At 70.8% G+C, this 11,633-nt stretch carries 11 protein-coding genes; 7 read left to right on the plus strand and 4 right to left on the minus strand.

What is annotated here, in order from left to right; genetic code table 11:
• Positions 1–18 precede the first annotated feature (18 nt).
• A complete protein-coding gene (locus tag ACZ60J_RS17205) occupies positions 19–1,368 on the minus strand; it encodes an MFS transporter (protein ID WP_469682683.1) in 1,350 nt (449 codons plus the stop codon).
• Between the two features lie 25 nt (positions 1,369–1,393).
• Positions 1,394–1,831 carry a MarR family winged helix-turn-helix transcriptional regulator gene (locus tag ACZ60J_RS17210; protein ID WP_214954723.1) on the minus strand — a complete coding sequence of 146 codons (438 nt, stop codon included), beginning with the start codon at positions 1,829–1,831 and terminating at the stop codon, positions 1,394–1,396.
• Between the two features lie 119 nt (positions 1,832–1,950).
• Between ACZ60J_RS17210 and ACZ60J_RS17215 the strand changes: the two genes are divergently transcribed.
• Entirely contained in the window at positions 1,951–2,133 is a 183-nt protein-coding gene (locus ACZ60J_RS17215; protein WP_030156886.1) for a hypothetical protein, read from the plus strand.
• Here the strand turns inward: ACZ60J_RS17215 and ACZ60J_RS17220 are convergent.
• The gene (locus ACZ60J_RS17220) at positions 2,126–3,541 is read right to left on the minus strand and encodes an NCS2 family permease (RefSeq protein ID WP_469682684.1); all 1,416 of its coding nucleotides are present in this window, start codon (positions 3,539–3,541) and stop codon (positions 2,126–2,128) included. The genes ACZ60J_RS17215 and ACZ60J_RS17220 overlap by 8 nt on opposite strands.
• A gap of 147 nt (positions 3,542–3,688) precedes the next feature.
• Between ACZ60J_RS17220 and ACZ60J_RS17225 the strand changes: the two genes are divergently transcribed.
• The 4 genes from ACZ60J_RS17225 to ACZ60J_RS17240 all read left to right on the plus strand — a co-directional run bounded on the left by ACZ60J_RS17225 (position 3,689) and on the right by ACZ60J_RS17240 (position 7,509).
• Positions 3,689–3,988 (plus strand): DUF2530 domain-containing protein, encoded by a 300-nt coding sequence (locus ACZ60J_RS17225; RefSeq protein WP_469682685.1) that lies wholly within the window; start codon positions 3,689–3,691, stop codon positions 3,986–3,988.
• Between the two features lie 224 nt (positions 3,989–4,212).
• Positions 4,213–6,684: a cation-translocating P-type ATPase gene (locus ACZ60J_RS17230; protein ID WP_469682686.1), complete on the plus strand. Its 2,472-nt coding sequence runs from the start codon at positions 4,213–4,215 to the stop codon at positions 6,682–6,684.
• 124 nt (positions 6,685–6,808) lie between these two features.
• Positions 6,809–7,069, plus strand: a complete 261-nt coding sequence (locus tag ACZ60J_RS17235; protein ID WP_469682688.1) for a hypothetical protein — start codon at positions 6,809–6,811, stop codon at positions 7,067–7,069.
• A complete protein-coding gene (locus ACZ60J_RS17240; RefSeq protein WP_469682690.1) occupies positions 7,066–7,509 on the plus strand; it encodes a hypothetical protein in 444 nt (147 codons plus the stop codon). The genes ACZ60J_RS17235 and ACZ60J_RS17240 overlap by 4 nt, the downstream gene beginning before the upstream one ends.
• A 5-nt stretch (positions 7,510–7,514) precedes the next feature.
• Here ACZ60J_RS17240 and ACZ60J_RS17245 read toward each other — a convergent pair whose 3' ends face one another.
• Positions 7,515–8,708 (minus strand): MFS transporter, encoded by a 1,194-nt coding sequence (locus ACZ60J_RS17245; RefSeq protein ID WP_469682692.1) that lies wholly within the window; start codon positions 8,706–8,708, stop codon positions 7,515–7,517.
• Between the two features lie 100 nt (positions 8,709–8,808).
• On the opposite strand from ACZ60J_RS17245, the gene ACZ60J_RS17250 reads away from it, so the two are divergent.
• Positions 8,809–9,807 carry an ArsR/SmtB family transcription factor gene (locus tag ACZ60J_RS17250; protein WP_469682694.1) on the plus strand — a complete coding sequence of 333 codons (999 nt, stop codon included), beginning with the start codon at positions 8,809–8,811 and terminating at the stop codon, positions 9,805–9,807.
• A 110-nt stretch (positions 9,808–9,917) separates the two neighbouring features.
• Entirely contained in the window at positions 9,918–11,591 is a 1,674-nt protein-coding gene (locus ACZ60J_RS17255) for a hypothetical protein (RefSeq protein WP_469682696.1), read from the plus strand.
• The last annotated feature ends 42 nt before the right edge of the window (positions 11,592–11,633 follow it).

An 11,633-nucleotide genomic window follows, 5' to 3' on the forward strand; every position in this document is an offset into this window, starting at 1 on the left:
GAGCACCCCCGCGAGGGCCTACGCCGCCGTCGCCAGCTGGCGGCGGCGGTCCGACGGGACGAAGGTCACGCCGTGGCGGTTCACGCTGAGGCGGAGGTTGCCGACGCGCGAGAGGACGAGGCCGATCGTGACGGCGGCGGCCAGGGAGACCGCTCCGCCCGCGGCCATGCCGATCCGCGCGCCGTACGTGTCCGTGATCCAGCCGACCAGCGGGGCCCCGATCGGGGTGCCGCCGGTGAAGACCATCATGAACAGGGCCATCACCCGGCCCCGCATCTCGGGGTCGGTGGCCATCTGGACGCTGGAGTTGGCGGTGACGTTCACCGTCAGGCCGAAGACCCCGATCGGGACGAGGAGCGCCGCGAACAGCCAGAAGCTCGGTGCGAAGGCCGTCACCAGGAGGAGTACGGAGAACAGCACCGCCGCCGCGACCAGCAGCCGCAGCCGGGAGAGGCCCCGGCGGGCCGCCAGCAGGGCGCCCGCCAGGGAGCCCGCCGCGATCAGGGTGTTGAAGAGCCCGTACGTGCCCGCGTCCCCGTGGAAGACCTTGCTGACGAAGGCCGACAGCCAGATCGGGAAGTTGAAGCCGAAGGTGCCGATGAACCCGACGAGCACGATCGGCCAGATCAGCTCGGGCCGTCCGGCAACGTACCGCAGGCCCTCCCGGAGCTGGCCCTTGGCGCGGGGCTGGACCTCGACCGGGTGCAGGTCCCGGGTCCGCATCATCAGCAGGGCCGCGAGGGGTGCGGCGAAGGACAGGCCGTTGAGCAGGAAGGCCCAGCCGGAGCCGACGGCGGTGATGAGGACACCGGCGATGGCCGGGCCGACCAGGCGCGCGGACTGGAAGTTGGCCGAGTTCAGGCTGACCGCGTTGGCCACCTGGTCCTTGCCGACCATCTCGGAGACGAAGGTCTGGCGGGCCGGGTTGTCCACGACGGTGACCAGGCCGAGGAGGAAGGCGGCGAGGTAGACGTGCCAGACGTTGACGTGGCCGGCGAGGGTGAGGACACCGAGCGCGAGGCCGGTGAGGCCCATGGCGGCTTGGGTGCAGAGCAGCAGCGGCCGCTTGGGGAGCCGGTCGGCGAGTACGCCTCCGTAGAGCCCGAACAGCATCATCGGCAGGAACTGCAGCGCGATGGTGATGCCGACCGCGGAGGCGGATCCGGTCAGGGACAGGACCAGCCAGTCCTGTGCGATGCGCTGCATCCAGGTGCCGGTGTTCGAGACGGCCTGGCCCGTGGCGAAGAGCCGGTAGTTCCGGATCTTCAGCGAGCTGAACATCGAGTTCTTGTGCGGTGCGGTGCCCGGCGTGCGTGTAGTGGTGGATGTGTGGCCGGGGGCGGAGTCTGCTCCGGGTCCCGTACTCAAAAGGGTTCGCCTCCTGGCGTCGTTCCTATAGGTGCGCGAGCTTGTCCAGGACGGGCGCGGCTTCGCGGAGCTTCGCCCATTCGTCCTCGGTCAGCTCGGCCGCGAGCCCGGCGAGGAAGGCGTTGCGCTTGCGACGGCTCTCTTCGAGCATCGCCTCGGCCTCCTCCGTCTGGCGGACCACCTTCTGGCGGCGGTCGTCGGGGTGCGGTTCCAGCGTGACCAGTCCCTTGGCTTCCAGCAACGCGACGATGCGCGTCATGGACGGCGGCTGCACGTGCTCGCGCCGGGCCAGCTCACCGGGGGTGGCCTGGCCGCAGCGGGCGAGGGTGCCGAGGACCGACATCTCGGTCGGGCTCAGCGATTCGTCGACGCGCTGGTGCTTGAGGCGCCTGCCCAGCCGCATGACGGCGGAGCGGAGGTCGTTCACGGCGGCTGCGTCGTCGCCATGGGAAAGGTCATGCATGTATTTAGAGTAACTCATTACTCTTCCTAAGGAACAACGGTTATCTGGTGTCACTCGTACGGGTGAGTCGGCTCCGGAAAGTGACACGCGTCCATGCCCTGTGCCCCGACCCTTTCGGCATGGGGACACATGTGCTGAGCATGCGCATAGACGGGGAGCTCCTCGACAGGCTCCGGACTCATGCCGCCAAACGCGGAATGAGCGTCCAGGACTATGTGGTCCGGACGCTCATTCGCGACGATTTCGACGAACGCTTCAAGGCCGCCGTCGACGAGACGGAGAAGTTCTACGGGCTTACGTGAGGCCCAGCGCCGGCATCGCGTAGTAGAAGACGAAGACCGCGGACACGACGTACATGGCCACCGGGACCTCGCGGCCCCGGCCGGTCGCCAGCCGCAGCACGGAGAAGGCCACGAAGCCGATGCCGATGCCGTTGGTGATCGAGTACGTGAACGGCATCATCACCATGGCCAGGAAGGCCGGGACGGCGATGGTGAAGTCGTTCCAGTCGATGTCCCTGACCGAGCCGGCCATGATCAGGAAGCCGACCGCGACGAGCGCGGGCGTGGCCGCCTGTGAGGGGACCATCGTGGCGAGCGGCGTGAGGAACAGCGAGACGGTGAAGAGGCCGCCGGTCACGATGTTCGCGAGGCCGGTCCTGGCCCCCTCGCCGACGCCGGCCGTGGACTCCACGAAGCAGGTGGTGGCCGAGGAGGAGGAGGCGCCGCCCGCGGCGACGGCCATGCCGTCGACGAAGAGCACCCGGTTGATGCCGGGGAAGGAGCCGTCCGGCTTCGTCAGCTTGGCCTCGTCGCCGACGCCCAGGATGGTGCCCATCGCGTCGAAGAAGCAGGACAGCAGCACGGTGAAGACGAACAGGACGCCGGTCAGTACGCCGACCTTGCCGAAGCCGCCGAACAGGCTGACCTGACCGATGAGGCCGAAGTCGGGGGCGGCCACCGGGTTGCCCGGCCACTCCGGGACGGTCAGGCCCCAGGCGGTGTCCGGGAGCTTGGTGACCAGCTGGACCACCAGGGCGGCGACGGTCATGGCCACGATGGAGATCAGGATCGCGCCGGGGGTCTTGCGGATGATCAGGGTCAGCGTCAGCAGGACGCCGACCACGAAGATCAGGACGGGCCAGCCGTGCAGGTGGCCGTTGCTGCCGAGCTGGATCGGGACCGTGGTGTGGGCGAGGTCCGGCATGCGGGTGACGAAGCCCGAGTCGACCAGGCCGATCAGCAGGATGAACAGGCCGATGCCGATCGCGATGCCCTTGCGCAGGCCGAGCGGGACCGCGTTCATGACCCGCTCGCGCAGACCGGTGGCGACCAGCAGCATCACCACGAAGCCGGCCAGGACCACCATGCCCATGGCGTCGGGCCAGCTCATGCGCGGGGCGAGCTGGAGGGCGACCACGGTGTTGACGCCGAGCCCGGCGGCGAGGGCGATCGGGACGTTGCCGATCACGCCCATGAGGAGGGTGGTGAAGGCGGCGGTCAGCACGGTGGCGGTGACCAGCTGGCCGCCGTCGAGCTGGTGGCCGTACATGTCCTTCGCGCTGCCCAGGATGATCGGGTTCAGCACGATGATGTAGGCCATCGCGAAGAAGGTGGCGAAGCCGCCCCGTACCTCGCGGCCGATGGTCGAGCCGCGCTCGGAGATCTTGAAGTAGCGGTCCACGGAAGAAGCGGGGGCCGACGTGCTCATGGGGGTCCTGGTCCTCAGCGGTGATGCAGTGGTGGTTTCCTACGAAGAAATCGGGCCAAGCCCAAATCGTTTCAGTATGAACACATGAACGAGAGGGCGTCCATCTCCGCGCGTAGACCCTCCGCCGACCGGCCTAGACTGGTCACCATGGCGAAATGGACTGCGACGCACGAGGCCCCCGAGCCCCTTGAGGGCCCGATCGTGGGCACCGTGGCCGGCGGCACGATCCTGTGGTTCGCCCTCTTCCTCTTCCAGCTCCCCTTCTACGGGTGGTTCGCGGACCGGGGCATGCTGTGGTGGGTCTGGACCTGCGCGGTCGGCGGGGTCCTCGGCCTGATCGGCCTCTGGTACGTCCGCGGCCGCGAGGCCGCTCTGCGGCGGCACGCGGCGGAGCTGGCCGCTCGGGGCGAAGCCGACCCGTCGGCCCCGTCCCCCCAAGCGGGCTAGCGCCCGACCTCCCGCGCGGGCCGGCTGCGACCCGTCTGCGGGGCCCGCGCGCTCCCGTGCGGGTCCGCTGTGGCTGGTCGCGCAGTTCCCCGCACCCCTGGCGGGCCGCTGCGCGGGCGGCCCGGCCCCTAGGGGGTACTCGGGGAGGATTCGGCTCATCCGGAAGTCGGATATTCGTATCTTTCGGCGGGTGGGTGGGGGATTCGCCCCTTAACGTCGGAACCATGACGGAGCGGGCGCAGAGCGCATCAGACGGGCCGGAGCCGGGCGGGGGCGGCGCGGCCGCCGGGACCGCCATCGACGCGGGGGCCGAGTTGGATCCCGTACACCCGGTCAAGCCGCCCGCGCCCAGGTTCAAGCCGGCAGGTCTCAGCACCACCGAGGTCGCCGAGCGCGTCGCCCGCGGAGCGGTCAACGACGTCCCCGTCCGCAGCAGCCGCTCCACGTCCGAGATCGTCCGCGCCAACGTCTTCACCCGCTTCAACGCCATCATCGGCGTCCTCTGGGTGATCATGTTCTTCGTCGCGCCGATCCAGGACAGCCTCTTCGGCTTCGTGATCATCGCGAACACCGGCATCGGCATCATCCAGGAGATGCGCGCCAAGAAGACCCTCGACGGCCTCGCCGTCATCGGCGAGGCCAAACCCAGCGTCCGCCGCGACGGCCGCACCGCCGAGATCTCCACCTCCGAGATCGTCCTCGACGACGTCATCGAGCTCGGCCCCGGCGACAAGGTCGTCGTCGACGGACTCGTCGGCGAGGCCGACGGACTGGAGATCGACGAATCGCTGCTCACCGGCGAGGCCGACCCCGTCCTGAAGAAGCCCGGCGACCCGGTCATGTCCGGCTCGTTCGTCGTCGCCGGCGGCGGCGCCTTCACGGCCACCAAGGTGGGCCGCGAGGCCTACGCCGCCCAGCTCGCCGAAGAGGCCTCCCGGTTCACGCTCGTCCACTCCGAGCTGCGCTCCGGCATCTCCACCATCCTCAAGTACGTCACCTGGATGATGATCCCGACCTCCATCGGCCTGATCATCAGCCAGCTGGTCGTCAAGGACAACAACCTCAAGGACGCCATCGCCCGCACCGTCGGCGGCATCGTCCCGATGATCCCCGAAGGCCTCGTCCTCCTCACCTCCGTCGCCTTCGCCATCGGCGTCATCCGGCTCGGCCGCAAGCAGTGCCTGGTGCAGGAGCTGCCCGCCATCGAGGGGCTCGCCCGCGTGGACGTGGTCTGCCTCGACAAGACCGGCACCCTCACCGAGGGCGGCATGGACGTCACCGAGTGCCGCCCGCTCGGCGGCGCGGACGCCTCGTACGTCAAGAAGGTCCTCGGCGCGCTCGGCGAGAGCGACCCCCGCCCCAACGCCAGCCTCCAGGCGATCATCGACGCCTACCCCGACAGCGCCGAGTGGCGCTGCACCGAATCACTGCCCTTCTCCTCCGCCCGCAAGTACAGCGGCGCCAGCTTCAGCGAGGGCGACGGCGAGAACAACACCTGGCTGCTCGGCGCCCCCGACGTGCTGCTCCCGGCCGGGGACCCGGCCCTGGAGGAGATCAACGAGCTCAACGAGCAGGGCCTGCGGGTCCTCCTGCTGGGACGGGCCGCCGTCGAGCTCGACGACCCGGGCGTGGCCACCGGGGTCAGGCCGACCGCCCTCGTCGTCCTGGAGCAGCGGCTGCGCCCCGACGCCGCCGACACCCTGCGCTACTTCGACGACCAGGACGTCAAGGCCAAGGTGATCTCCGGGGACAACGCCGTCTCGGTCGGCGCGGTCGCCGGCAAGCTGGGCCTGCCCGGCGCCGAGAACACCGTCGACGCCCGTACGCTCCCCACCGACCAGGGGGAGATGGCCGAGGTCCTCGACGGGAACGCCGTCTTCGGGCGGGTCACCCCGCAGCAGAAGCGCGACATGGTCGCCGCCCTCCAGTCCCGGGGCCACACGGTCGCGATGACCGGCGACGGGGTCAACGACGTGCTCGCGCTCAAGGACGCCGACATCGGCGTCAGCATGGGCTCCGGCTCGGAGGCCACCCGGGCCGTCGCGCAGATCGTCCTCCTCAACAACAGCTTCTCCACCCTGCCGTCGGTGGTCGCCGAAGGCCGCCGGGTCATCGGCAACATCACCCGCGTCGCCACCCTCTTCCTCACGAAGACGGTCTACTCGGTGCTGCTGGCCATCCTGGTGGTGTGCTGGCAGGTGGAGTACCCCTTCCTGCCCCGCCACCTGACGCTGCTGTCCACCCTCACGATCGGCATCCCGGCCTTCTTCCTCGCCCTCGCCCCCAACAAGGAGCGGGCCAAGCCGCACTTCGTGAAACGCGTGATGCGGTACGCGATCCCGGGCGGGGTCATCGCCGCCGTCGCCTGCTTCGTGACGTACATGATCGCCCGCCACTACTACACCGGCCCCGACGCCCTCAAGGCCGAGACCAGCGCCGCGACGCTCGCGCTGTTCCTGACCTCGATGTGGGTGCTGGCGATCATCGCCCGCCCCTACACCTGGTGGCGGGTCGGCCTGGTCGGAGCGATGGGCGGGGCGTTCCTGATCGTGCTCGTCGTGCCCTGGCTGCAGGAGTTCTTCCAGCTCAAGCTGGAGGGCGCCGTGATGCCGTGGACCGCCGTCGGCATCGCCGCCGTGGCGGCCGTCCTCATCGAGTTCACCTTCCGCTGGGTGGACCGGCGGTTCCCGGCGTAGGGATCGGGAACCGGCGGGGTCACGGTCAACCGTGGGCCCCGTGGTTCATTCCCGAGAGGGATCGACAGGGGTCTCGGGGGGTATTCATACTCGAACTATGGGAACGAAAAAGATCACTATCACCTTGCCCGATGAGGTGGTGGAGTACATCAAGGGGCACGTGGACCCGCGTGGTGTCTCCGCCTACGTGACGGCCGCGGTGGAGCGGGAAGTCGCGATGGACAAGCTCGGTGAGCTGTCCGCCGCGCTCCAGCAGGAACACGGCGTCCTGACGGAAGAGGAGCGCCTGAGCACGGACGAGTGGCTGGCATCGATCGACGCGAAACACGACGCGATGAGAGCCGGGGCCGAGGTGAGGCACGACTCCGGGCAGGTGGCGGCATGACGCCACCACCGAAGCCCGAGCCGCTCGACCGCCCACGGGTGTTCGTCCTCGATTCGGAGGCGCTGTCCAAGGTCGTGCGCGGGGACCGGGCGCTCCTCGGTCTGGTGAACAAGGCCTGGGAGCGCAAGGTGCCCGTCGTCACCTCCGGCCTCACGACGCTCGAGGCCTGGGACCCCCGGCCGGGCAAGGCACCCCGGCTCTGGGACTGGGCGCTCTCCCGCGTCGAAGTCGTCGACGCGGACGCCTCGGCCGTCGCCGTCGCACGCGCCCTCCTCACCGACGCGGGGCTGCACGGCCACAAGTACGCCATCGACGCGGTCCTGGCCGCAGTCGCCGTCGTGAAGGCGAGGCGGGGCGAACAGGTGACGGTCTTCACCTCCGACGCGGGTGATCTCACGCGGCTCCTGTCGGGGCATCCCGTCCTCGTCGAACGGGTCTGAGGGGCTCACGCCGCCAGTGTGTGGGCCTGCTCCGTGCGGGACGCGATGCGGGTGCGCAGGGTCAGGATCGCCGCCGCGGCGAGCAGGCCCGCGGCCAGTGCGCCCCACCACAGGGCGGCCGCCCCGACCCCGGTGTACAGGGTGACGCCCAGGGTGAGGGCGGAGAAGCGGGCCAAGCCCCAGGTCCAGCTGAACGCGCCCTGGTAGCGGCCCCGGGCGTCGGCCGGAGCCAGGTCGGCCACCAGCGAAGCCGCGATGCCGGCCACGGCCACCTCGCCGAGCGACCAGACCACCACCGAGACCACGTACCCGGTCACGGAGTCCGCGAGCCCGGTCAGCGCCACCCCGGCGGCGATCAGGGCGCCGCCCGCAGCCTGCACCGGCAGCTGCGGCAGTCCCGACAGCCGGGCCGTCACGAACGGCTGCAGGGCCACCACCAGGACGGCGTTGACCGCGGCCAGGGCCCCGTACACGGCCGGCGAGAGCCCGCTGTCGCGGACGGCCAGCGGCAGCGCCACCTCGGTCAGCGAGTACACGAACAGCTGGATCCCGAACAGCGGGAGCAGCAGGAGCATCAGCCGGTCGCGCAGGACGACCCCGTAGCCCAGGCCGCCGGAGGCCTTGGCCGGAGCGGTGCGGGCCGGTTCGCGCAGCCGGGTGGCGACCACGGTGGCGTAGACGAGCGCCGAACCGGCGTCGACGGCGAAGAGCAGCCAGTACCCGTGCGCGGCGAGGAAGCCGCCGAGGACTCCGGCGACGGCCGTGCCGATGTTGACGCCCCAGTTGAACAGGGCGTACGCCCTCTGCCGCCAGCCGGTGTCCACCGAGTCGGCCAGCAGGGCGAACGCGGCGGGCGGGACGGTGGCCCCGGCGGTGCTGAGGAGCAGCGCGGAGGCGGCCATCGTCCACACCCCCGGGGCCAGGAACAGTGCGCCCTGGGCGACGGCGGAGCCGATGAGCCCGATCAGCATGGTCGGGCGGCGGCCGATCCGGTCGGCGAGCACTCCGCCGAGGGCCGGGCCGAGCAGGTGGCCGGCGCCGAGCGCGCCGAGCACGAAGGAGGTGCCGGATCCGGTGATGCCCCGGTCGGCGAGGAGGAAGACCAGGAACGGGGTGACCAGGTAGCCGATGCGGTTGACGATCGAACCGGCGAACAGGGTCCAGACGAGGGGCGGGAGACCGCGGAAGGAGGAGGGCATGGCAGGAGCCTGCGCCCTGGGCAGCCGGGGGCCCATTGATTAAGGTGGGGCCGAATCCAACGGCATGGCGGGCGGGCAAGCAGGCGGGGGCGGCAGGCGCATGGAGTACGAACTGAGCTTCACGGCCACGGACCTGGCACAGACCAGGTTCGCGGTGTCCCCGATGTGGGAGGTCGTCACCAGCTTCCGGCTGCTGCGCGAGGAGACCGACCCTCCGCTCCACCGCCGCTGGGCCCGGCAGGTGCGGCCCCGGCTGCTCGCCGCCGGACTGGACCGGGGCTGGCTCGCCGCCCTGATCCCGGGCACCGGCTACCTCGCGGACTTCCTCAACCCGACCCCGGCCGGCCCCTTCGGCGAACTCCCCGGGGAACTGGAGGCCATCCGCCGCAGCCCCGCGGCGCAGGTGCACGCCGACCTCGACGTCCTGGTGGCGAAGACGCCCTGCCCGGCGCCCCGGCTGCGGCTGCTGCGCGAGGAGCCCGAGGCGGCGCTGGAGAAGGTCACCGCCGAGATCGAGACGTACTGGGACCTCGCGCTGGGCCCGTACTGGCCGCGCATCCGCCAGCTGCTGGAGGCGGACGTGTTCCACCGGGCCCGGCAGGTCGCCGAGCACGGCTCGGCGCACGTCCTCAACGAACTCCACGAGACGGTCAGTTGGGACGCCGGCACGCTGCGCATGGTCCGCCGGCAGTGCTCGATGAACCGGGCGGACACGGGAGCCGGCCTGCTCCTCGTCCCCTCCGCCTTCGCCTGGCCCCGCGTACTGACCCGCTCGGTGGCCCCCGAACCGCCCCAGCTCGCCTACCCCGCCCGCGGGATCGGCACCCTGTGGGAGCCCCGCGCCACCAAGTCCACCGACGCGGTGGCCGCCGTACTGGGCCGCTCCCGCACCCTGCTCCTCGCCGAACTGGACACCCCCGCCTCCACCACCCAACTGGCCCGCCACAGCGGCCTGTCCACCGCCGCCGTCTCCCAACACCTCACCGCTCTACGCGACGCGGGCCTGGTCACCGCCCACCGCGCGGGCCGCTCGGTCCTGTACGCCCGCACGGCGATCGCGGACGCGCTGCTGACGCCGGTGGGCGCCGGTACCCCCTGACGCACGCCGTGGCCGGAACCGAATCGTGATCAGGCAAAGCTGGTGCGACCCGGTGGCCCGTGTGTGAGATTACGGCTGATCAACTCTTTCTTCCCTGGGGGGAACAGCACATGAGACGAGCGCGTGCTCTGCCACTGGCAGGACTCGCCCTGGCGGTGGCCCTGGTCTCCACGGCCCCGGCAGCAGCCGCGGGCGATCCCGTGGCACCCAAGGTCACGGCACCCCGTACCCTTCCCAAGCCCGAGTTCGCGGGTGAGAACACTTCGTCCGACTGCTACACCGACCCGTACAGCGGGTCCGGAGCGGGCTGGGTCGGCGCGAGCTTCGACGGCGTGAGGCTCCGCGTCAAGGCCACCGGCCCCGCGGGCACGCAGCTCCAGACCACGTTCCAGTTCTGGGACACCTCCTACGGGGGCAAGCGCACCAACCTGACCAACGGCTGGTCCGCGCCGTCCGACCAGACCGCGTACGTCAGCCGCGACCTGGTGAAGGAGGGCGGCCAGTACGGCTGGCGGGCCCGTGCCACCAACGGCAAGCTGACCGGCGCCTACACCCCCTGGTGCTACTTCCGGGTGGACACGACGCCGCCGACCGCCGCGGTCACCACCGACGCGAAGCCCAAGAAGGTCGGCCAGGAGGCATCCTTCACGCTCCACGGCACCGACACCGGATCGGAGATCGCCTGCGCCCGCTGGCAGACGCAGCAGACCTTCGGCGTCGGCTGGAAGTGCTCGGACGAGGCCACCGACCTCCACGTCGTACGGCTGGTCGACGGCAAGGCCGACATCAAGGTCAGGCCCGAGACCTGGGGGTCCCAGGCCATCTACCTGCAGACGATGGACAACGCGGGCAACCTGGCCCACGCCTCACTGCGCTACTACGCGCAGTCGAGCACCGCCCCCATCGCCCTCGGGGACATCGACGCGGACGGCAAGCCCGACGTCCTGGCCCCCGACGCGGCCGGAAACCTCAACACCCGTGGCGCGGACCCGCGCGACACCCCCAGTGCCCACGCCGGCGCGGCCCCGGGCGATCTCGGGAGCTGGGCCCGCGTGCAGTACACGCACCGCGGCTCGTTCTACAGCGACAGGGTGGACGACCTGGTGGCGCACGCCCCCGGCGGATCCCACCTCTTCCTCTTCCACAACGCCGGCCTGGGGCATTTCACCGAGGACGGTCCGATGATCATGGACAAGCCCAGCACCTGCAAGGACGCGGCACGCAAGGTCATCGACTGTGTGAAGAACGGCCTCGGCGCGGACTGGTCCAAGGTCACCGGGATCGCGGCCTACGGTTCGCCCCGGGGAGACACCCCGGCCGACGGCCAGACCGTCACCCGTACGTCGCTTCTGTTCGTGGAGAACGGACGTCTGTGGCTGGCGGAATCGTCCATCGGTACGAAGCTGAGCCGCGAGGCGACCCTCATCTCGGGCAACACCACCCGCTGGGCCGGCTACGACCTGCTCACCCCGGGCCGTGCGCAGGGCACGGACTTCCCGACCCTGTGGGCCCGCTCGCAGAAGGACGGCACGGTCCGGGCCTTCACCATCAAGGGCACCCCGGCCGCCCCCGACTTCTCCGCCTTCGCCAACCCGGCCGCCGGGCCGGTCCTGACCACCCTGGCCCCGGCCGCGCACCCGCGCATCGGCTCCGACGGCGACCTCACCGGTGACCGCATCCCGGACCTCTGGTCCGCCGACGCCTCCGGCAAGGTCACGGTCTTCCCGGGCAAGGGCACGGCGAAGCCCTACCCGACGGTGACGGGCTTCGGCGCGGCGCGCTGAGCGAGCCACCACCCCGTACGGTCTCCGGCGCCCCGCAGTGGG

The sequence above is a fragment of the Streptomyces sp. NPDC104226 genome (assembly GCF_055584085.1).

Excerpts from the sequence above, each read along its gene's own strand:
- ACZ60J_RS17210 (WP_214954723.1), bottom strand. The coding sequence starts at position 1,831 with ATGCATGACCTTTCCCATGGCGACGACGCAGCCGCCGTGAACGACCTC.
- ACZ60J_RS17215 (WP_030156886.1), top strand. The coding sequence starts at position 1,951 with ATGGGGACACATGTGCTGAGCATGCGCATAGACGGGGAGCTCCTCGAC.
- ACZ60J_RS17220 (WP_469682684.1), bottom strand. The coding sequence starts at position 3,541 with ATGAGCACGTCGGCCCCCGCTTCTTCCGTGGACCGCTACTTCAAGATC.
- ACZ60J_RS17225 (WP_469682685.1), top strand. The coding sequence starts at position 3,689 with ATGGCGAAATGGACTGCGACGCACGAGGCCCCCGAGCCCCTTGAGGGC.
- ACZ60J_RS17230 (WP_469682686.1), top strand. The coding sequence starts at position 4,213 with ATGACGGAGCGGGCGCAGAGCGCATCAGACGGGCCGGAGCCGGGCGGG.
- ACZ60J_RS17240 (WP_469682690.1), top strand. The coding sequence starts at position 7,066 with ATGACGCCACCACCGAAGCCCGAGCCGCTCGACCGCCCACGGGTGTTC.
- ACZ60J_RS17245 (WP_469682692.1), bottom strand. The coding sequence starts at position 8,708 with ATGCCCTCCTCCTTCCGCGGTCTCCCGCCCCTCGTCTGGACCCTGTTC.
- ACZ60J_RS17250 (WP_469682694.1), top strand. The coding sequence starts at position 8,809 with ATGGAGTACGAACTGAGCTTCACGGCCACGGACCTGGCACAGACCAGG.
- ACZ60J_RS17255 (WP_469682696.1), top strand. The coding sequence starts at position 9,918 with ATGAGACGAGCGCGTGCTCTGCCACTGGCAGGACTCGCCCTGGCGGTG.